This window comes from Paraburkholderia lycopersici (assembly GCF_900096975.1).
GTDB classification, from domain to species: domain Bacteria; phylum Pseudomonadota; class Gammaproteobacteria; order Burkholderiales; family Burkholderiaceae; genus Paraburkholderia; species Paraburkholderia lycopersici.
This window is the reverse complement of record NZ_FMYQ01000010.1, coordinates 144781-165379: the sequence shown is the minus strand read 5'-3', so window position 1 is coordinate 165379 and position 20599 is coordinate 144781. Positions and strand designations below refer to the sequence as shown.

22 protein-coding genes and 1 pseudogene are annotated in these 20599 nt (G+C 63.8%); 13 read left to right on the top strand and 10 right to left on the bottom strand.

Going from position 1 to position 20599, the window contains the following annotated elements; all coding sequences use genetic code 11:
• Positions 1-52: 52 nt before the first annotated feature.
• From BLU17_RS13550 to BLU17_RS13510, 9 genes are all read left to right on the top strand, one after another.
• On the top strand, positions 53-1564 hold the full coding sequence (locus tag BLU17_RS13550; protein ID WP_091997231.1) for a 2-hydroxymuconic semialdehyde dehydrogenase: 1512 nt from the start codon (positions 53-55) through the stop codon (positions 1562-1564).
• A 29-nt stretch (positions 1565-1593) separates the two neighbouring features.
• The gene (dmpE, locus tag BLU17_RS13545) at positions 1594-2376 is read left to right on the top strand and encodes a 2-oxopent-4-enoate hydratase (RefSeq protein ID WP_091997230.1); all 783 of its coding nucleotides are present in this window, start codon (positions 1594-1596) and stop codon (positions 2374-2376) included.
• A gap of 54 nt (positions 2377-2430) precedes the next feature.
• Positions 2431-3354, top strand: a complete 924-nt coding sequence (locus BLU17_RS13540; protein WP_091997229.1) for an acetaldehyde dehydrogenase (acetylating) — start codon at positions 2431-2433, stop codon at positions 3352-3354.
• A gap of 37 nt (positions 3355-3391) precedes the next feature.
• Positions 3392-4438 (top strand): 4-hydroxy-2-oxovalerate aldolase, encoded by a 1047-nt coding sequence (gene dmpG, locus BLU17_RS13535; RefSeq protein ID WP_091997228.1) that lies wholly within the window; start codon positions 3392-3394, stop codon positions 4436-4438.
• The gene (gene dmpH, locus BLU17_RS13530) at positions 4435-5223 is read left to right on the top strand and encodes a 2-oxo-3-hexenedioate decarboxylase (RefSeq protein ID WP_091997227.1); all 789 of its coding nucleotides are present in this window, start codon (positions 4435-4437) and stop codon (positions 5221-5223) included. The genes dmpG and dmpH overlap by 4 nt, the downstream gene beginning before the upstream one ends.
• Positions 5224-5255: 32 nt before the next feature.
• Positions 5256-5447 carry a 2-hydroxymuconate tautomerase gene (locus BLU17_RS13525; protein ID WP_091997226.1) on the top strand — a complete coding sequence of 64 codons (192 nt, stop codon included), beginning with the start codon at positions 5256-5258 and terminating at the stop codon, positions 5445-5447.
• Between the two features lie 41 nt (positions 5448-5488).
• On the top strand, positions 5489-6310 hold the full coding sequence (locus BLU17_RS13520; protein WP_091997225.1) for an alpha/beta fold hydrolase: 822 nt from the start codon (positions 5489-5491) through the stop codon (positions 6308-6310).
• Between the two features lie 125 nt (positions 6311-6435).
• Positions 6436-7491 (top strand): porin, encoded by a 1056-nt coding sequence (locus BLU17_RS13515; protein ID WP_091997224.1) that lies wholly within the window; start codon positions 6436-6438, stop codon positions 7489-7491.
• Between the two features lie 49 nt (positions 7492-7540).
• Entirely contained in the window at positions 7541-7927 is a 387-nt protein-coding gene (locus BLU17_RS13510) for a BON domain-containing protein (protein ID WP_245746843.1), read from the top strand.
• 275 nt (positions 7928-8202) lie between these two features.
• Here BLU17_RS13510 and BLU17_RS13505 read toward each other — a convergent pair whose 3' ends face one another.
• A complete protein-coding gene (locus BLU17_RS13505; RefSeq protein ID WP_091997223.1) occupies positions 8203-9570 on the bottom strand; it encodes an MFS transporter in 1368 nt (455 codons plus the stop codon).
• A 206-nt stretch (positions 9571-9776) separates the two neighbouring features.
• Positions 9777-10544 (bottom strand): transcriptional regulator GlcC, encoded by a 768-nt coding sequence (gene glcC / locus BLU17_RS13500; RefSeq protein WP_091997222.1) that lies wholly within the window; start codon positions 10542-10544, stop codon positions 9777-9779.
• 373 nt (positions 10545-10917) lie between these two features.
• Here glcC and BLU17_RS13495 point away from each other — a divergent pair, with 373 nt between their 5' ends.
• Positions 10918-12114, top strand: a complete 1197-nt coding sequence (locus BLU17_RS13495) for an NnrS family protein (protein WP_091997221.1) — start codon at positions 10918-10920, stop codon at positions 12112-12114.
• 48 nt (positions 12115-12162) lie between these two features.
• Here the strand turns inward: BLU17_RS13495 and BLU17_RS13490 are convergent, their stop codons facing one another.
• Together BLU17_RS13490 and BLU17_RS13480 are read right to left on the bottom strand one after the other, a co-directional pair.
• The gene (locus tag BLU17_RS13490; RefSeq protein ID WP_091997220.1) at positions 12163-12672 is read right to left on the bottom strand and encodes a DUF1697 domain-containing protein; all 510 of its coding nucleotides are present in this window, start codon (positions 12670-12672) and stop codon (positions 12163-12165) included.
• Between the two features lie 343 nt (positions 12673-13015).
• Positions 13016-13627: a TetR/AcrR family transcriptional regulator gene (locus tag BLU17_RS13480; RefSeq protein WP_245746842.1), complete on the bottom strand. Its 612-nt coding sequence runs from the start codon at positions 13625-13627 to the stop codon at positions 13016-13018.
• A gap of 444 nt (positions 13628-14071) precedes the next feature.
• Here BLU17_RS13480 and BLU17_RS34540 point away from each other — a divergent pair, with 444 nt between their 5' ends.
• Both BLU17_RS34540 and BLU17_RS13470 read left to right on the top strand, forming a co-directional pair.
• On the top strand, positions 14072-14227 hold the full coding sequence (locus BLU17_RS34540) for an AbrB family transcriptional regulator (RefSeq protein ID WP_245746841.1): 156 nt from the start codon (positions 14072-14074) through the stop codon (positions 14225-14227).
• A gap of 49 nt (positions 14228-14276) precedes the next feature.
• A complete protein-coding gene (locus BLU17_RS13470) occupies positions 14277-14615 on the top strand; it encodes a hypothetical protein (protein WP_091997217.1) in 339 nt (112 codons plus the stop codon).
• A 122-nt stretch (positions 14616-14737) separates the two neighbouring features.
• Here the strand turns inward: BLU17_RS13470 and BLU17_RS13465 are convergent, their stop codons facing one another.
• Positions 14738-15166, bottom strand: coding sequence for a hypothetical protein (locus BLU17_RS13465; protein WP_091997216.1), 429 nt, complete (start codon positions 15164-15166; stop codon positions 14738-14740).
• 352 nt (positions 15167-15518) lie between these two features.
• Here BLU17_RS13465 and BLU17_RS13460 point away from each other — a divergent pair, with 352 nt between their 5' ends.
• Positions 15519-15731, top strand: coding sequence for a DUF3079 domain-containing protein (locus BLU17_RS13460; protein WP_091997215.1), 213 nt, complete (start codon positions 15519-15521; stop codon positions 15729-15731).
• Here BLU17_RS13460 and BLU17_RS33780 read toward each other — a convergent pair.
• From BLU17_RS33780 to BLU17_RS13440, 5 genes and pseudogenes are all read right to left on the bottom strand, one after another.
• Entirely contained in the window at positions 15728-15919 is a 192-nt protein-coding gene (locus BLU17_RS33780; RefSeq protein WP_245746840.1) for a hypothetical protein, read from the bottom strand. The genes BLU17_RS13460 and BLU17_RS33780 overlap by 4 nt on opposite strands.
• Positions 15920-16035: 116 nt before the next feature.
• Complete coding sequence (locus tag BLU17_RS34240) at positions 16036-16170, bottom strand: hypothetical protein (RefSeq protein ID WP_281247817.1); 135 nt, start codon at positions 16168-16170, stop codon at positions 16036-16038.
• Positions 16171-16271: 101 nt separating this feature from the next.
• Entirely contained in the window at positions 16272-17336 is a 1065-nt protein-coding gene (locus BLU17_RS13450; RefSeq protein WP_091997214.1) for a DMT family transporter, read from the bottom strand.
• A gap of 1426 nt (positions 17337-18762) precedes the next feature.
• Positions 18763-19532 (bottom strand): annotated as a pseudogene (locus tag BLU17_RS13445) (IS630 family transposase); the annotation flags it as partial.
• Positions 19533-19561: 29 nt separating this feature from the next.
• The gene (locus BLU17_RS13440) at positions 19562-20566 is read right to left on the bottom strand and encodes an AraC family transcriptional regulator (protein WP_176929081.1); all 1005 of its coding nucleotides are present in this window, start codon (positions 20564-20566) and stop codon (positions 19562-19564) included.
• Positions 20567-20599: the final 33 nt, after the last annotated feature.

The following is a 20599-nucleotide window of genomic DNA, read 5'->3' as shown; positions in this document are numbered from 1 at the left end:
GACAACCTCGACGACAACTCGATAACAACTCGACAACTTCGCTGGAACGATCATGTACGAAACAGAACCGACCGCCGCCGTGCGCGGCGAACCAGGCAGCCAGGCCGGCGCAAAGCCGGTCCGCAACTTCATCGACGGCGAGTACCGCGACAGCGGGCGCTGGTTCGACAAGCGCTCGCCGCTCGACAACGCGCTGATCGCGCGCGTGGCCGAGGCGAGCCGCGAGGACGTCGATGCCGCCGTGCGCGCCGCGCGCGCCGCGCTGGCCGGGCCGTGGGGCGGCCTGACCATCGCGCAGCGCGTCGATCTGCTGTACGCGGTGGCGGACGGCATCGAGCGCCGCTTCGACGACTTCCTCGCAGCCGAAGTGGCCGACACGGGCAAGCCCGTGAGTCTCGCGCGGCACATCGACATCCCGCGCGGCGCGGCGAACTTCAAGGTCTTCGCGGACGTCGTGAAGAACGTGCCAGCCGAGAGCTTCGAGATGGCGACGCCGGACGGCGCGGGCGCGCTCAACTATGCGATTCGCCGGCCGGTCGGCGTGGTCGGCGTGATCTGCCCGTGGAATCTGCCGCTGCTGCTGATGACGTGGAAGGTCGGCCCGGCGCTCGCGTGCGGCAACACGGTGGTCGTCAAGCCCTCGGAAGAGACGCCGCAGACGGCCGCGCTGCTCGGCGAAGTGATGAACGCGGCGGGCGTGCCGCGCGGCGTCTACAACGTCGTACACGGCTTTGGGCCCGGCTCGGCGGGCGAGTTCGTGACGACGCATCCGGGCGTGAACGCGATCACGTTCACGGGCGAAACGCGTACGGGCGCTGCAATCATGAAAGCAGCCGCCGACGGCGCCCGCCCGGTCAGCCTGGAGATGGGCGGCAAGAACGCGGCGATCGTGTTCGCCGACTGCGACTTCGATGCCGCTATCGAAGGCACGTTGCGCTCGTGCTTCTCGAACGCGGGCCAGGTGTGCCTCGGCACGGAGCGCGTCTACGTCGAGCGGCCGATTTTCGAGCGCTTCGTGGCCGCGCTCAAGGAAGGCGCCGAGCGCCTGCGTCCTGGCCGTCCCGAGGAGGCCGCCACGGGCATCGGCCCGCTCATCAGCCACGAGCATCGCAACAAGGTGCTGTCGTACTACCGCAAAGCGGTCGAGCTGGGCGCGACGGTCGTGACCGGCGGCGGCGTGCCCGACCTGCCGGCCAATCTGCGCGAGGGCGCGTGGGTGCAGCCTACGCTGTGGACTGGCCTCGGCGACGACTCGCCGATCGCGCGCGAGGAGATCTTCGGCCCGTGCGCGCTCGTGATGCCGTTCGATTCCGAAGCCGAAGTCGTGGGCCGCGCAAACGCGAATGCGTACGGTCTCGCCACTGCGATCTGGACAACGAATCTTTCTCGCGCGCATCGCGTCGCGGCGGCGATCGAGGTCGGCATCGCGTGGGTCAACTCGTGGTTCCTGCGCGATCTGCGCACGGCGTTCGGCGGCGCGAAGCAGTCGGGCATCGGCCGCGAAGGGGGCGTGCATTCGCTCGAGTTCTACACCGAACTCAAGAACATCTGCGTGAAGCTCTGACGAACCCGTTGAACTATTTCGGATTACCTATGGAAACCACGTTGATCGAAACGCTGGGCGACCGGCTCTACGACGCGTTCGTCGCCCGCGAAGCCGTCGCGCCGCTGACCTCGCAGCACGAAGACCTTTCGGTGCGCGACGCCTACCGCATCCAGCAACGCTTCGTGCAGCGGCGGCTCGACGCCGGCGAAACCGTCGTCGGCAAGAAGATCGGCGTCACCTCGAAGGCGGTGATGGACATGCTGGGCGTCTACCAGCCCGATTTCGGCTATCTGCTGTCCGGCATGGTGTACGGCGAGGGCGAACGCATCCCGCTCGACACGCTGATCCAGCCGAAAGCCGAAGGCGAGATCGCGTTCATCCTCAAGCGCGACCTGCTGGGGCCCGGCATCACGAACGCGATGGTGCTCGCGGCCACCGAATGCGTGATGCCGTGCTTCGAGATCGTCGATTCGCGCATTCGCGACTGGAAGATCAAGATCGGCGACACCGTGGCGGACAACGCGTCATGCGGCGTATTCGCGCTCGGCGACCAGGCGGTGAGCCTGCGCCGCGTCGATCTCGCCACCTGCGGCATGGTGCTGGAGAAGAACGGCGAAGTGATCGGCACCGGCGCGGGCGCGGCGGCGCTCGGCTCGCCCGCGAACGCCGTCGCGTGGCTCGCGAACACGCTCGGCGAACTCGGCATTCCGCTCAAGGCGGGCGAGGTGATCCTCTCCGGCGCACTGGCCGCGATGGCGCCGGTCGCGGCGGGCGACAGCTTCCGCGTATCGATCGGCGGCATCGGCGCCTGCTCGGTGCGCTTCGCGTAGTTCGCCTGGATCGCTTCGATACGGCATCCCATCGATATTCCCAAGGACATTGCAATGACACAGAAAATCCGTTGCGCGCTGATCGGGCCTGGCAACATCGGCACCGACCTGCTCGCCAAGCTCATGCGCAGCCCCGTGCTCGAACCCGTGTGGATGGTCGGCATCGATCCCGAATCGGACGGCCTGAAGAAGGCGCGCGAACTGGGCCTCAAGACGACCGCCGACGGCGTGGACGGCCTCGTGCCGCACGTGAAGGCCGACAATGTGCAGATCGCGTTCGACGCGACGAGCGCCTACGTTCACGCGGAAAACAGCCGCAAGCTCAACGCGCTCGGCGTGATGATGGTCGATCTCACGCCGGCCGCGATCGGCCCGTACTGCGTGCCGCCCGTCAACCTGAAGGAGCACATCGGCCGGCGCGAGATGAACGTCAACATGGTGACGTGCGGCGGCCAGGCGACCATTCCGATGGTGCGCGCGATCTCGCGCGTGCAGCCCGTCGATTACGCGGAGATCGTGGCGACCGTGTCGTCGCGCTCGGTCGGTCCCGGCACGCGCAAAAACATCGACGAATTCACGCGCACCACGGCGTCGGCGGTTGCGCAGGTCGGCGGCGCGAAGCGCGGCAAGGCGATCATCGTCATCAACCCGGCCGAGCCGCCGCTCATCATGCGCGACACCGTGCATTGCCTGACCGAAGGCACGCCCGACGAGGCGCGCATCGTCGAGTCGGTGAACGCGATGATCGCCGACGTGCAGCGCTACGTGCCCGGCTATCGGCTCGTGAACGGGCCGGTGTTCGACGGCCACCGCGTGTCGGTCTTTCTCGAAGTGGAAGGGCTCGGCGACTACCTGCCGCGCTATGCCGGCAACCTCGACATCATGACGGCCGCCGCCGCGCGGACCGCCGAGATGTTCGCCGAAGAACTGCTCGCGGGCCGCATCACGCTTGCGCCGGTCGAGCGTGTCACGGCGTGATTTTTCCGCGAATTTCCGCGATCCATAGGGAATCGATATGAATCTCCAAGGCAAACGAATCACCGTCCACGACATGACGCTGCGTGACGGTATGCACCCGAAGCGTCACCAGATGACCCTCGACCAGATGCGCTCGGTCGCGCGTGGCCTCGACGAAGCGGGCGTGCCGCTCATCGAGGTCACGCATGGCGACGGGCTTGGCGGCGCGTCGGTCAATTACGGCTTTCCCGCGCACAGCGACGAGGAATACCTCGGCGCCGTGATCCCGCTGCTCAAGCGCGCGAAGGTGTCCGCGCTGCTGTTGCCGGGCATCGGCACCGTCGATCACCTGAAGATGGCGCACGAACTCGGCGTCCACACGATCCGCGTCGCGACGCATTGCACCGAGGCCGACGTGTCGGAGCAGCACATCACGTTCGCGCGCAAGCTCGAGATGGACACGGTCGGCTTCCTGATGATGAGCCACATGAACAGCCCCGAAGGGCTCGTCAAGCAGGCGAAGCTGATGGAGGGCTACGGCGCGAACTGCGTCTACATCACCGATTCGGCGGGCTACATGCTGCCCGACGACGTGAAGGCGCGCCTTGGCGCGGTGCGCGACGCGCTCGATCCGAAGACGGAACTCGGTTTTCACGGCCACCACAACCTTGCGATGGGCGTCGCGAACTCGATTGCCGCAATCGAGGTGGGCGCGAACCGCATCGACGGCGCGGCGGCGGGCCTCGGCGCGGGCGCGGGCAACACGCCGCTCGAAGTGTTCGTGGCCGTGTGCGACCGCATGGGCATCGAAACGGGCGTCGACGTGTGGAAGATCCAGGACGTCGCCGAGGATCTCGTCGTGCCGATGATGGACTTCCCGATCCGTATCGACCGCGACGCGCTCACGCTCGGCTACGCCGGCGTGTACGGCTCGTTCCTGCTGTTCGCGAAGCGCGCGGCGGCGAAGTACGGCGTGTCGTCGCGCGACATCCTCGTCGAACTGGGCCGTCGCAAGATGGTCGGCGGCCAGGAGGACATGATCGAGGACACGGCGCTCACGCTTGCGCGGCAACGCCGGGCGGGTGCCAGGAAGGAGGCTGCATGAAGCTGTCGAATGAAACGATCGAGTCGCTGGCGAAGCATCTCGACGATTGCGCGCTCGAAGCGCGCGATACGCCGAAGATCACCGACACGCACCCCGACATGGACTGGGACGACGCCTATGCGGTGCAGGACGCGCTGCGCCGCCGCCAGCTTGCGCGCGGCGCGCGCATCGTCGGCTACAAGGCGGGGCTCACGTCGCACGCGAAGATGCGGCAGATGGGCGTCGAAACGCCGGTGTTCGGCTATCTCGTCGATACGTTCGGCGTTGCCGATGGCGGAATCTGCAAGGTATCCGAACTAATCCATCCGAAGGTGGAGCCCGAGATCGCGTTCGTCACGAAGGCCGAGTTGAAGGGGCCGGGCTGCCACATCGGCGCGGTGCTCGCCGCGACCGACTTCGTGATTCCGGGCATCGAGGTGATCGACAGCCGCTATCGCGACTTTCGCTTCGACCTGAAGAGCGTCGTGGCCGACAACACGTCGGCGGCGCGCTTCGTCGTGGGCGGCCAGCCGCTCGCCGTCGAGGGCGTCGATCTGCGCACGCTCGGCATCGTGCTGGAGAAGAACGGCGAGCCGGTGGCGTTCGGCGCGGGCGCGGCAGTGCTCGGCCATCCGGCCGCGGCCGTCGCGATGCTCGCGAACCATCTCGGCGCACGCGGCGAATCGATTCCGGCGGGCAGCCTGATCCTTTCCGGCGGCATCACCGAGGCCGTGGCGGTCGCGGCAGGCGACCACGTCACGTTGCGCGCGCAGGGCATGGGCTCGACCGGCCTGCGCTTCGTCTGAGCTGTATTCCTTCATCCGACAAGGAGGCCACCGTGCCCATTGCCCATCTGTACATCCTCGAAGGCCGCGACGAAGAGAAAAAGGAGCGGCTGATCGCCGAAGTGAGCGAAGCGATTCACCGCGCGATCGACGCGCCGCTGGAGTCCGTGCGCGTGCTGATCGTCGAGATGCCGAAGGCGCACTTCGGCATTGCCGGGCAGAGCGCGAAGAAGCGCGGACGCTGACCGGCGCTCCATCCCCCGAAAGAGGCACCACAGGAACCAACATGCAGACCAATCCAGAAGTCGGCCGCAGCATCGTGGTCGACGGCATCCGGACCAACTATCACGATGTCGGCGAGGGCGTGCCGGTGCTGCTCATTCACGGCTCCGGGCCGGGCGTGACCGCTTACGCGAACTGGCGGCTCACGATGCCGGCGCTCGCGAAGTCGTTCCGCGTGATTGCGCCCGACATCGTGGGCTTCGGCGAGACGGATCGCCCGCAGGGCTTTCGTTACGCGATGGACCATTGGGTCACGCACGTGCTCGGGCTGCTCGACGCGCTCGGCGTCGAACGCGCGCACGTGGTAGGCAATTCGTTCGGCGGCGGGCTTGCGCTCGCGCTGGCGATCCGCGCGCCGGAGCGGGTCGGCCGGCTCGTGCTGATGGGCAGCGCGGGCGTGCCGTTTCGGATCACCGAAGGGCTCGACGCGGTGTGGGGCTACACGCCGTCGATCGCGAACATGCGCGCGTTGCTCGACATCTTCGCGTTCGACCGCTCGCTCGTGAACGACGAACTGGCGAAGCTGCGTTACGAGGCGAGCATCCGGCCCGGCTACCAGGAAGCGTTCGCCGCGATGTTCCCGGCGCCGCGGCAACGCTGGGTGGAGGCGCTCGCGAGCCCGGAGGCGGCCATTCGCGCGTTGACGCACGAAACGCTGATCGTGCACGGGCGCGAGGATCGCGTGATCCCGCTCGCGAGTTCGCTGCGCCTGATCGACCTGATTCCGCGCGCGCAGTTGCACGTGTTCGGACAATGCGGACACTGGACGCAGATCGAGCACGCGGCCCGCTTCAACGAACTGGTGACGCGTCACTTCCTCGAATAGAAGCGCATCGCGTACCGCGCAGCTTCATGCGCGGTACGAGAAAAGTAGTGCGAAGTAAATAAAAAAACCAGACAGATAATTCAAGGTCAGGAGACAAATGCATGTTCAGTCAACGAAAGTTCCGCATGGCCGGAATCGCCGGCATGGCGAGTGTTCTGTTCGCGGGCGCCGCGCACGCGCAGTCGAACGTGACGCTGTACGGCGTGATCGACGGCGGCCTGCTTTATACGAGCAAGACGCTCGATCCCGCGACGGGCGGCAATGCCGGCAAGCAGTTCTCGTTCGTCGATAGCGGCACGGCGCCCTCGCAGTTCGGGTTGATGGGGACCGAGGATCTTGGCGGCGGCCTGAAGGCGGAATTCAGGCTCGAAAGCGGCTTCAGCGTCGCAAACGGCGGCTTCAACGATTCGAACGGCAACCTGTTCGGGCGCCAGGCCTACGTCGGGCTTGCCAACCGCTTCGGCGAGCTGAAGCTCGGTTTGCAGTTCTCGCCGTTCTTCCTGTCGCTCTACGATCTCGATCCGCGCGGGTTGTCGCAGTTCGGCAGCGGCCTGCCGATCTACCTCGATCACGTGCTCGGCACCGGCGTCTTCAATGCCAACGCGGTGTCGTACTCGAGCCCGGTCGTGGCGGGTTTCTCGGGACGCGCGATGTTCTCGTTCGGCGGCGTGGCGGGCAATTTCCAGTCGGGGCGACAGTATTCGGTGAGCCTGAAGTACGACAACGGCACGTTCATGGTCGAGGGCGCGTTCTATGACGGCAACAGCGGCGGCTCGGTCAACACGGCGCCGCCGACCAACGTCGCGTTCGAGGGGCGCATGCTGGGCGCGTCGTACAAGATCGGGAAGCTGACCGCGAAGGCGTCGTTCACCAACTACAAGGTGGCCGGCGGCTTCGACAGCAATGTCTACGATGCCGGCCTCGACTTTCTCGCACTGCCGGACCTCGATCTCAACGGCGGCGTCTGGTACGTGAGCGACCGTAATGCGACGACCAACCATTCCGTGATGGGCGCGCTCGGCGCGCAGTATTTCCTCTCGCACAGAACGACGCTCTATGGGCAGGTGGCCGTGGTCAACAACCACGGGGCAATGGACACGGGGCTGTCGGTCAACAATGCGCTATTCAGCCCGTCCGGAACGACGACGGGCGTGAACATCGGCGTCCGCCACGTTTTCTGATCCGCTTCGGTAGCGGTCGGACATGGCTCAACGGGTACATCGAGGATATATGAGCGTGAAGATGAAAAGGCTTGATCTGTGGATGGCGGCGGCGCTGCTCGCCGCGATAATCGGCGTTCCGGGCGCGTATGCCCAGTCGCAGGGGGATTCGGGCGTCGCCGCTTCGGCGCCGGCTGCGGTCTCCGCGCCCGCGCAGAGCCGCAAGGAGAAACGCAGGGCCGACCGGGCGCTTGCGAAGACGGTGCGTCGTGCACTGGTCCGCGTCAAGGGGCTGGACTCGGGACGGATCGTCGTGATCGCGCAAGGCGGCGCGGTCACGCTCGGTGGCTCCGTGCCCGACGCGGGGCAGATCGACGTAGCGGTCGCGGCCGCAAAAGGCGTGAACGGCGTGCGCGACGTAACCAGCAGTTTGAGCGTGAAGGCGCCAGGGCAGTAGCAGCGCGACCGCACGAGAGAGAGGGCGAAGCGTGACGTTTGCCGATTGTGCCTGTACGCCGTTCACGCTTCGCGCCGAGCTGCGGTTGCTCTGGCTAATGCGCGGCAACGCGCCGGGGCGCACGGCATACGGCTCGTTCCGGAGCGATAGCCGCAACGGGCCGGTGAGGCGCGCTCGTGCATTGCTGATGAGCACGTTGCGCGCGCCGGGAAATCGCCCGGCGACGCGAAACGTTCTACATGCGCCGCCAGGCGGGAGACTGGAATGAACGGGTATCAGGCCCGGCTCGCCCCCGACGCCGCCGTCACCGACGCCGACGCCGCGCTCTGCGTCAGCGTCAGCACCGCTCCGGCCAGCAGCGCCAATGCGACGACGATCAGGCCGGCGTTCGTGCTGTGCGTCGCGTCCTTCATCCAGCCGATGATCGACGGGCTGACGAAGCCGGCGAGATTGCCGATCGAGTTGATCATCGCAATCCCGGCGGCGGCGGCTGTGCCGCTTAGCACGCTGCTCGGATAGGTCCAGAAAACCGGCATCATCGACAATACGCCGGCCGTGCCGAGCGACAGCGTGATCAATACGAAGGCCAGATTTCCCGTGTGGAGCGTGCTTGCGTACAGGCCCACTGCCGCGGCGACGGCCGCCGTTGCGAGATGCCAGCGCCGCTCGTTGCGGCGGTCCGAACTGCGCGCAACGAGAATCATCGATACGATCGCGACCGCATACGGCACCGCGGCCAGAAAGCCGACGTCGAGTGCGTCTTTCACGCCTGCCGCCTTGATCAGCGTCGGCAAATAGAAACTCACGCCGTAGAGACCCATCATGCAGCAGAAGTAAACCGCTGCGAGCTGCCATACACGGCCATTCGACACGATGCTTTTCAGCGACGCCTCCGCTCCCGCGTGCGCGTCGCAAGCGATGTTTCCTTCGAGCAGCTGCTTCTGCCGATCGTCGAGCCACGAGGCGGCGCGGATGCCGTTCGGCAGCACGAACGGCGTGATGACGCCGAGCACCAGCGACGGGATCGCTTCGAGCAGAAACAGCCACTGCCAGTTCGACAGGCCGCGCACGCCGTTGAACGCCTGCATGATCCAGCCCGACAGCGGGCCGCCGAGTACGCCGGCAACGGGAATGCCGATCATGAAAAGCGCGTTCATCCGGCCGCGGCGCATCGACGGATACCAGTAGGTCAGATAGAGCACGATGCCGGGAAAGAACCCTGCCTCGGCGATGCCAAGCAAAAAGCGTAGCGCGTAGAACGTCCCCGGCGACTTCACGAAGACCGACGCCGCCGATACGATCGCCCATGTCACCATGATGCGGCTGATCCAGACACGCGCCCCTACACGATGCAGGAGGATATTGCTCGGGACTTCGAACACGAAATAGCCGATGAAGAAAATCCCCGCGCCGAGCCCATATACCGACTCGCTGAACTTCAGGTCGCTGAGCATTTGCAGCTTCGCGAACCCGACGTTGACGCGATCCAGATAAGCCGCGACATAGCAGATGAAAAGGAACGGCAACAAACGCAAAGTCACCTTCGCGTAAGTTGCGGTTTCGAATCCGGCAGGTGCCGTCAGGGTTTGGGGGCGGTGGGTGGCAAGGCGAGCGGACACGCCCGTTGGGTCATGCGGGTTCATCGCGAGTCTCCAGATTCGTGTGCGGCTTCACGCCGCCGCTTAGTTTGCGTGCCCGCATTGTTCCGCGCCATTACGCGGCTGTCGAGACGCAACAGCGCTGGTCCTACCAGTTAATTTTTCGGTGCCAGATGCGATTTTCCGCGCGACTCAGTCGTGGCGCGGGCACGCGGCTGGACGCGTGGGCCCGCTTAGACGCGCCGCCTGTGCTATTCCCAGCCCTTGAGCCGCAACGCCGCCCGCACCAGACGTTGCTCTTCCGCTTCGATTTCTCTCAGACGGGCAATCGTGGAGGCGATGTGCGTGCTCGCAGCCCGGCGTGCCGGCGCGGGTTGTTTGCCGATCACGGCCTTGTAAAGACGGGCATGCTGCCTGTCGATCACGCGCTTTTCCGCTTCGCGATGGTAGAGATTGTTCACGGAGGCGAAGACCGAACTCAGCAGCAGGTCGGTGAGCGAACTTAACGTGTGCACGAGCACGGGGTTATGCGACGCTTCGCAGATCGCGAGGTGGAACGCATAGTCGAGCCGTGCCCTGGCCGATTCTCCAACCTCGCTTTGGTTTGCGGCGACCATCTCCTCGTATCGGCGGGTAATGAGCGCAAAATCCGCCTGCGTACCGCGCAGCGCGGCAAGCCGCGCGGATTCGGCCTCGAGCAGTTCGCGCACTTCGAAAATGTCGTAGAGCGTCCTCGGCTGCGAGCCGAGCAGATGCATCATGGGCGTGAGGGCGGGTTGCGTGGTCAGGGCAGCAACGAACGAACCGCGCCCCTGTTCAGTTTCGATAATCCCGTGCGCGCGCAGCACCTTCAGCCCTTCTCGCAGCGCCGAGCGCGATACGCCCAGTTTGACCATCAGACGTCGCTCGGAAGGCAGCGCCTGGCCCGGCTTCAATACGCCATCGACAATCAGGCTTTCCATGCGCTCCGCCACCACGTCGGCGATCTTCACGCGTACTTCCGGGTTGTCTTTTCGCATGGCAATTCTCACTGGTCCGACCACTTCAAGGCAACGTGCTTTTACTCGCCGATCCTAGCATTTTTGCCGCCAGACACGCCTGGCGTTCTTCTGACGACAAGAATTTTGCGCTAAGCAGCGGCGTTCCTTGGTATTCAGGAAATCGCGACGCGAATTGATCTGAAATCGTGCGATTCCGACGATTGAAACCCACGTGCGACACTACATCGCGTTTCCGGTTCTTCAGGCCCATTGTCCACGCCTGTTGCGGGTTTCTCCGGATTTTTACGGTTTTTTCGACCTCTTCCGCGCCGGACCAACGAATGCCGCCGCAGCAATTTTTCGCCGACCCATATAAGATGCGCTAAAAATGTATGTATATGCGGGAGCATCCATGAACGTCTATCGAATCGAGGAGCCTGCCCCGAGGGCCCGTGGCGGCTTCGCGCTGTGGGCCCTCGGCTTCCGGCCGTTCTATCTCGGCGGGGCGCTGTTCGGCGCCGCCGCGTTGCTCGCCTGGATGGCCGCCTATGCCGGGCACCCGTTGCCCGGATTCAGTTCGTATCTGCCGGGCATGTTCTGGCATGTTCACGAGATGATCTTCGGCTTCGGCGCTGCGATCGTCGTGGGTTTTCTGCTGACCGCAGTCCGCGCCTGGACCTCGGTGACGCCCGCACAGGGCAAGTCCCTGGCGGCGCTGTGGCTGTTGTGGCTCGCGGGACGAATCGCCGTCGCCTATGGCTCGCCGGCCGTTGCCGCGGTAGTCGACAGCCTGTTCCTTCCGGTGTCCGCTCTCGCGCTTCTGCGCGTGCTCCTTCGCGCGAAGAATAGCCACAACATCTTTCTGCCGCTTGCGCTCGGCCTGCTCGCCGCCCTCAACGTGGCGTTCCATCTCTCCATGCTGTTCGCGCGAGCGCCATGGGCGCTGCACAGTGCCTACCTCGCCGTGGGCATGCTGGTGCTGTTCATCACGATCATTGGCGGGCGCATCATTCCGTCGTTCACGGCCAATGCATTGCCCGGTTACGCGTCCCGGCGCTGGAGCGCGGTCGAGCGCGCAGTGATGCCGCTCAGCGCGCTGGCCTTCGTGCTCGATGCGGCGCTCGGTTCCGGCGTGCTCGCTGCCGCGGCGGCGCTCGCGGCGGCGTGCGCGCAGGGCGCGCGGCTTTGGGGCTGGCGTTCGTGGCAGGTGGGCAACCGGCCGATTCTTTCCATCCTGCACATCGCCTATGCGTGGATACCCGTGGGCTTCGTGCTGCTCGCGCTTGCCGCGCTGGGTCTCGTCGCGCATACGCTCGCCATGCACGCGTTCACGGTGGGAGCGATCGGCGGCGCAATCATGGCGATGATCACGCGCACGGCGCGCGGCCATACGGGCCGCAAGCTGGTAGCAGGCCGCTTCGATATCGCCGGCTATGCGTTGCTCGTGACCGCCGCGCTGATCCGCGTGCTGGGGCCGTGGCTCGCGCCGCAATGGCTCATGTTCTGGATCGAAGCTTCGGGTGCCTGCTGGGTTCTCGCGTTCGCCGCGTATTGCTACCGTTACGCGGGCTGGCTCATCACGCCACGCGTGGACGGAAAGGAAGGCTGAGCAATTCGGCGCAGACCCGGCAGCAGTCGGCGCGACTCAGGCAGACGACTACGCCTGCGCCATCTCCAGAATTTTCGCCACGGTATTCATGTTGCGCGCGGTGCCGGTTCTGGCTGCGGCGATCTTGAGCTTCGACTGACCGATGCCGTCCTTGTAGTTCACGTAAATCTCACGGATACCTAAACATATTTCCTCTGCCTTCCGGCCGCTCACCGCGTCGAGTGCATTGGCAGGCGGAGGGCAATCGAGAAAGATGGCGACGGTGCGATCGGGCGCGGCACCAGGGAACGGATTGCGCTGCAGCACGGCGGCCAGTTCCGCGGCTGAGCGCATGGCCACGCCGACCGGCTTGCCTGCGTACGTCGAGAGACTCTGTTCGAGCCGCTTCTTCACGGAAGCCTCGGCAAGCCGGCTTTCGAATACGACGTTGCCGCTCGCAATATAGGTGCGGACGCGCGTGAAGCCGAGCGCTTCGCACATGGCGCGAAGTTCAGGCATCGGGAGTTTGCCGGTGCCGCCGACATTCACGGCGCGTAAAAGGGCGATGTAGACGGGCATGGGAGCAGGCTAAGGTCGGTCACGGGCACAACCCCGACATGGCAAGCGAAAAGCGCCGAAATTCCGGCGGCGACATATCGAATGCGCGTCTGGACGCGCGCTTGAAATTCGAAGCACTCCGAAGTCCACGGCCATATGCAATCTCGATGACCGTCTTGTGGTGAGCGCGCCCCAGGGCGAGAAGCGCGATGGCGCGCGCCAATGCAGTGGCGTGCGGGCCAGGCGGCTGCACGGCGGCCGTGAACGGCACAGCCGCGGCAGCGGGCAGCGGATGTTCGGACATGCGCGGATGGTAGCGCACAAAGGCTTGGCGTGTCACACGCCGGTTCTGCGGGGCGGCAAGCTATTTCCCGCCAGCGCGCTCCGAAGCCGACACGAGGTACAGACGCACGAGACTACGAAGCTCCGTCAGCAGCATGGCGCGCGACGCCGGTTCTTCGCTGGCGACGCCTGTCACACCTTTGAGCATGTGAAGCAGCACGACCGCGACGACCTTGGCTTTGGCCGGCTTGAGACCGGCTATCGCCTTGGTCAGGATGCTTGCAACGCCGTTGCGCATGGCTTCACGAAAGCGCTTGCGATGGTCGTCGCTGCCGCTGCGGGCGTCGACCAGCGCAGTGGCATAACCGCGTTGCGATTGCAGCAGAAGCATGAAGTCGACGAGCGCATCGGCTATGCCTTCCAGCGTCATTTCCGGGACTTGCTGCTGGAGTTCGGCAAGTCCGTTCTTTGCCTGCAGCGCGTAGCGCAGCAGCAGCGCGTCCGCCAGTGCTTCCTTGGTCGGGAAGAAACGATATAGCGAGCCGATCGCGGTGGAAGAACGCGCCGCGATTTCGGTCATGGTGGCCGCGTCGTAGCCTTTTTCGGTGAAAACAGCAACGGCCGCCTCCATGATGGCGGCCACGCGCCGGCGGCCCCGTTCGCGTTTGGGTTCGGTGGGGCGTGCGGGTTCCATGAGGGGCGGGGATGAGCTCATGCAGCTAACCAGGTAAATGCGAGGATTTTTGAGGAATTCCTCGCATAGTAGCACGGTCAATTTCTCACTGTATTGTGCCGAATAAAACGCGTGGTTTATCCCGTGAATTGACTTATGCGAGGATGGCCTCTACTATTCACGCCGTTATGGGGCGTGATTCCTGGCGCCGCAACGATCATGACGCCGATAGCCGAATCATTCGGCGCGGATGCCTAACTCGTCGCGGTCATGCAATACCTTCGTGTATTGCTCGTCGCGGCTATTGCGTCCGTTCTCGCGCGGCTGCTGGGCGCGAGCCCTCACATGGCGCGCCGATCGTGTGGTTCCCCGCACTGGCGGCTACCGCTCGCGAAGACGCTTGCGCGCTGGCATCGATCCGCTTACGGCCTGTCTCGCGACAGGCCCGGGGGGGGGGCTGATTCCGTGGCCATCATCGCGGCGTCGACCAGCGTGGACGTTCGATTCGTGATGGCCATGCAGATGGCGCGCTTTCTGGCCGTGCTGGTCATCGGTCCCGCGGCTGCGCGGTTCCTTGCGCGCCGCAGGCGCGTCGGGGCGGAGCGCCTCGACCGGACCTGACGGGTGTTTTCCCTTTTACTTTTCCTTTCACACCGCGGAGGTAAGCGACATGCAGCACGTCTGGCTCTTTTTCGCTGGAGCATTCTTTTGCAATGCGATTCCGCACCTGACTTCCGGCCTGCAGGGGCTGCCGTTTCCCACGCCGTTCGCGCGTCCGCCGGGCAGGGGGGATTCGTCGCCCGCCGTGAACGTGGTTTGGGCCTTCGTGAATCTCTCGATCACGCTGGCGCTAGCCACGCGCCACTTCGACCACCTCATCACGATCGGGGACGTGCTGGCTGCACTTGCGGGCGGGCTTGTTACAGGACTCTTTCTGGCTTTTCATTTCGGCGCGGTGCAGCGCGACAGGCGTGATGCGGGGCCGCAAAAAAACGGTTGCATAGGTTAGGGGAAAACCCTATACTTTTCTCGTCTCCTCCATGTCTCCTCCAGATATGGATTCAGCCCGCCCTCTCAGGCGGGCTTTTTCTTTTGTGGCGCCGGATCGCATCGTTCGCTGGTCAGAGCAGGTCAATCTTTTACGAAGACGAAGCCGCATTTGCGCATGCCCGTACGCGAACCGCTGCCGGACGTTGCGTCGAACTGCGTGCTGACTTCGTAGGTGTAGGGCGACGGCTTGTCCATGCGGCCGATCGCGTGCGGTGTTGAAGTCGCCAGGCCCTGTGCGACGAGCGTGCCCGATCCGTCGGGCTCCAGCTTGCCGTCCAGCGTGAGCCAGCCGCCTGCATCCCTCGCGCCACGTTCGCCATGCAGCACGTTTTCCTGGATTTCGGCGGGGAACCGGTAGGTGTAGCCCGAAGCACCGTCGGCCTTGGGACATGTGAGCGTGACGCTCCAGTCGCCGTCGAAGGTTCCCGCTGCATCAACCGCCGGCGCGCCCGCAAGACTGGCGCAGACAGCCGAGCACTGCGCAATCAACGTCAATTTGCCCGGCCCCATGGCGGCTCCCATCATTTAGGCATCTGGACACTATTGTGTGCGCAAGCCGTATGCCAGTCTGGACGTCGCCGCACAGTCAATTTCGTTGAAATGGGGTCCCCACCAATCTTCTTTCAGTCCGGTGACGAGCCAGATCTCCACCGCAACTAACTGTCAACCCCGCATCCGTAGGCCAGTTTGGCAGGCGTCACTGCGAAACGTCCATCTGTTGATGGGTATCAAGCATGGCTGCCAAGGTGCGGGCCTCTGGCTGGAGATGCGGCAACGCGTCTCTGGAAGAGCGGATGGCGCGGTCTATATTGATTTGATCCCACTCGCCGCAGCACATCATTCCCACTCGCCGCAGCACATCATGGCCAAGAAGATTGCCCTCCATCCGAAGCATCCCGAACGTGTCTGCTGGGGCTGCGACCGCTATTGCCCGGCCGGCTCGCTCAGTTGCGGCAATGGCTCGGACCGTACACCGCATCCGATCGAGTTGCTTGGCGACGACTGGCTCGAGTATGGCGACTGGGGTTTTGAGGCAGAGGCCGATCCCGTCGCGCCGATAACCGGTCCGCGCTAGTTCCACAGCCCTCGATACGCCCGCATGCCGGGCGCACGCTCGCCGCCGGGCAGGTTGCGCGCAAGTGCACCACAGCCTGCATCCATGAGCGGTTCGATCACTGAAGTCCGCTCGTCCGGCTTGAAATCGCCGATCCAGACCACGCGGCAACATCCGGATACATCCGCGAGGTCGGGCGCGATCTGCATCGTCGCGTGATGATGCTAGAAGCGCCCGCCGCCCACGGTGTAGGCGAGCCGCACGGGGCGTCGTTCAAGCCAATCACGCGTTCCTCGATCACCGTGCCGTCGGCGAACGTCACTTATCACACGTCTTTTTCCACTCGCGCATTGGTCAGTACGCCCGCGAACGCGCGGGCGGCGCTGGTGGGGTCGCGCAGCGCGACGCATGCTTTTTCCGCCGCGGTTTCGACGGACATGTCCCGGCAGATGGTAGTCATCGCACCTGTCCCTTCGTTTCGTGTGACGGGTGCATCGTGCGCGCGGGAAGCGCGGCAATCCCGGGGGAATATTGACTTCGGGCGCAGCGGCTCACACGCCCTCAATGCGCGTGCCGGTGGTGGACGTCGGGGTAATGCGCGTGGCTATGCGTGATCGATGTGTGACGATGTGGATGTGTGTGCGGTTCAGTGCCGTCCCATGCGAAATCGTGCTCGTGCTGATGGTGGGCGTCGTGCCGGTGCGCGTGGGTGTGCTCGAGTGGCTCATGCGTGTGTACGTGGTCATGGCGCTCGCGTACGTGCAGCCACACGCCGAGCGCCATTAGCGCGAGCGCGAGCCAGAATGTCGGTGCAGGGCGCTCCGGCCACAGCAGCGGCGAAAGCGCCACGCCGAAAAGCGGCGCCACGGAGAAGTAGGCGCCCGTGCGTGCGGTGCCCAGATGACGCAGCGCGACGACGAAAAGCACGAGGCTCACGCCATAGCCCGCGAAGCCCACGGCCATCGCGCCGCTTGCCACGTGCCAGGCGGGCCAGTGCGCCCCCGTGCCGAGCGCGATGCCGATGTTTACCGGCCCGGCGACGAGCCCCTTCGTGCAGGCAACGACCATCGCGTCGTTGCTCGAGACCTTGCGGGTGAGATTGTTGTCGATGGCCCAGCACAAGCATGCGCAGGCCACGAGCAGTACACCGGGCGCGACGCCTGCTCGCTCGCCCGGCCAGGAGAGCAGCACGCCGCCCGCGACGATCGCCACCATGCCGAGTGCGATCTGCGCGTCGAAATTCTCGCGAAAGCAAAACCAGGCAATGAGCGCCGTCAGCACGCCTTCGAGGTTCAGCAGCAGCGTGCTCGTGGCAGCGGGCGTGGTGTTCAGGCCGAGCATGAGCAGCGCGGGCGCGGCCACGCCGCCCGCGGCGATCGCCCCGGCAAGCCATGGCAGCTCGGCCACGCGTAGCGGGGCGTGCGAGGCGGCCGCGCTGTCGCGGCGCGCCGCCACGCGGCGCAGCAGCAGCGCGATAGCGAGTCCCGAGCCGCTGCCGAGATAGAAGAGCCCGGCCAGCATGAACGGCGACACGTCGCCTAACAGCGCCTTGGCAAGCGGCGTGGTGATGCCGAACAGGGCGGCGGCGAGTAGTGCCGTGAGAATGGGGTGACGGTGCGACTGCATCGTTGGCTCGAAGCGCGGGGAGGACGAAAAAAAGCGTAGAGGAAGTGCGGTGTCGGTGCAAGCGCGGCACGGAGGAGGCCTGGTTCGGGAACCATAAAACTCTAACTTGGGAAGCAATTAAGTGCCGATTTTTCCTCTTTTGAGCCAAGTTTTTGGGCCGATGACGAAGGCCGCGAAGCATATAAGTCCGTATTGTTTCTGAAAGGTATTTTACGCATTTCGGCCAGCAATGTGGCGCATGCTTGCGTGCCGAGTGCGTAGACAAAAAAGGTTTCTGGTTACGCTGCCAGTTGGTCATTTTAATCATTTTGCTCCGAATATTTTTAATTTTAGACATATCTAAAGATAGATTGGAGTGCAGACAATTACCTTCCGCGTCGCTATCGGCGCGCACTAACATCTGCGGGAGCAGTGGAATCTGTCGTGTGTTGCGACAATTTCAGCGAAGAGCGTTGAAAATGCAAAATTAATAGTCAACTGGATTCAGAGTGCCCCGGAAGTGACGCGGGCTGCTGAATCATGCTAATAATTGGTTCTGGAACATCGGCCGATGCGCTTCTCAGTTCTCGCCCGAGGCGCCGCCGTCGCTGTCCGCTAATCGGGACGCTCGCCGAACGTTCGGTCAGTTCCTTTCATGTCGGCGCCCCAAACGCAGAGCAGGAGCCCCGAAGTGCTTCAGGCCTCGATGTACTTATCGGTCTTCTCCCGGACCGCCACATTCGATTGTCATCACCGAACCTATATGTTTGCGACCTCCGGGGACGCACGACGTCGCGACGACAACGAAACGTCCGCTCGTTTCGGTCGCCTCGACTTGAGGCTGGCAGCGCGACGCCTTCGGAGGCGAAGGCAAACCGTGAGGCGATTCGTCTCCACGGGAGAGGAGCGCGCAGTTGTGCCGATAAGAACCGAAAAGCAGTATCAATCAAATCTAATTGGCAATAGGTGCAGTATTTTAAATCTTTGTCTCATTTTAAATGATACATCCGCTTCCGCTTGGGCTGCTATTTTTTGTCGATTATATAAATAGACATCGCGTGCAAATCTGTGTGAGCGAAACATTCGAACTGAAGATCAATCGTTCAATGTTTTAGCGAATTGCGCGTGCTTTGACGCAGCGCGCAGATACTCCAGAAGTGAGTTGGAAGGGGCCATAAAAAAGGCTGGAGCGGTGCTCGCCCGCGCTGGCCACGCATTCGATTCGTCGTGAAGTCAGATTCTTTTAATTGCTTGTTATGCCCGAATTTCGCGCTATACGAAGTTGCGGATTCAGTCGATCTCTTCCGCTGAATAGCCCTTGATGCACATGACGGCAGGATTCCAGCGCGATACGCGTCCATCGGGGTCCAGCATAAAGATCGCATAATCACGTACTGCGTCGACAAGCACTCGATAGCCTTCTTCTAGTGTCCCGCTTGACCCGTTACCTGACCGAGCCAAACGATCCGCTGCGGATCGCCTTGCCAGTAATCAGCGCAAAGACACGCAAGACGCGTTCGACCTGGTTGAGCCACGGACCGTAAGTGAGGATGAAATGCATGTGCCAGGGCGGGCGTGCCGACAGCCACGCCTTGACCGTCGGATGCTTGTGACCGCCATAGTTGTTCACGATGCAGCGCATGTCGAGCTCGGCGGGAACGGCCTTGTCGATTTCACGCAGGAAAGACAGGAACTCCTGATGTCGACGACGCGGCTTGCAGGTGGCGAGCACAGCGCCGTTGAGCACGTTCGGGGCAGCGAACAGCGTAGTGGTACCGTGACGAGCGTAATCGTGCGTGACGCCTTCAGCTAGCCGAAACTCATCGGCAGTATGGACTGCGTGCGCTCGAGCGCTTGACACCGTCTCTTCTCGTCCACGCAAAGCACCAGCGCATTTTCTGGCGAACTCAGGTACAGGCCCACTACATCGCGCAGTTTTTCGATGAAGAATTGATCGGTCGAAAGCTTGAAGCTTTCGCTGCGGTGCGGTTGCAGACCCAGCAGCTTGAAGTAACGATGCACACTCGTGGGCGAGATAACGGTCTCGGCAGCGATCGTGCGCACGCGCCAGTGCATGGAGCCGTCCGCAGGTTTGGTGTGCAGCGTCTTCTGGATCCGTTGCGCCAGTCGCTTGTCGTCAATCGTACGCGGCTTGCCGGGACGTACCTCGTCATAGAGTCCGTTAACGCGTTGCTCCAGGAATCGCAGGCGCCACTTGCGCGCAGAGCGAATCAGGGCTGACCGGGCTAGTGCGATGCATTGCGATTTCTTTTCCATGCGGATGCAGTACAGCCGAATGTTGCCTGAAACCAGCGGGAAAACGAACTCAGACTGTTGAAGCCCACGGTCTCGGCAACGTCGGACAACGGGATGGTGCCCGCTTCGACGAGCTGCCTGGCGGTGTCGCTGCGAACCTGCTGCAACAGGCTCGAATACGACAGCCCTTTGTTTGCCAGCCGCCGGTGCAACGTGCGCCGGTTCATTCCGAGGCTGCTCGCCAGCGTGTCCGCATTGCACGTGGAGTCGCGAAGTTGCCGGACCATGATCCGCGTCACCTGCATTTCGAAATGCTCCGGCGAATCGGGGAGCGTATGTTCGATCAGGTTCCGCGCGTGCCGTCTGAGTACTGCCGCCGACGTGATGACCCGCAGGTCGAGCGCATCCTTGCCCAGCAGAATGCCGCCCATCACCTGGTTGTAGCGCAGTTCGCTGCGCATGAAACTGCCTTGTACCGAGGTATGGAGCGGCCGCGCATGTTCATAACACACGGCGTCGGGGCGCCACTCGGGGCCGACCAGCCAGCGGATGCTCTGGACCAGCCCGCACGCGCAGAACTCGGATGCCTGGATGGACGGGGTATCGGAGACGATCTGGTACGACAGGAAGGGCTTGCCGAAGCGTGTGTCCAGTTCAAGGTAGATGCCGTTGCAGTGAAGGTGCAGCCGCGCGGAGATCGTACGCAGTGCATCCCTTAGCGTTTCTTCTTCCCTCAGCAGCAGGCTGACCGCGCCGAAATCCGGGACACCTCTCGCGATCGCGGCACGCGCGCCAAAGTCCGACCGGCCCGAGGCCGCGACGGACAGGTCGAGCAACCGGATGAAAGAGTCGACCGGAATCAGGCGGTCAGGGTCCGTCGTGTAGTCCGTTGTCAGACCAACCGCGGCGATCAGCGCTTCGCCGTCGACGCCGACTTCCTGCGCCGCATTCAGATAGCCAATCAGCGTTGCACTTCTGACAACTCTCGCTTTCATCTCCGACCTCTCGCGTCGACGGTCATTTCTCGT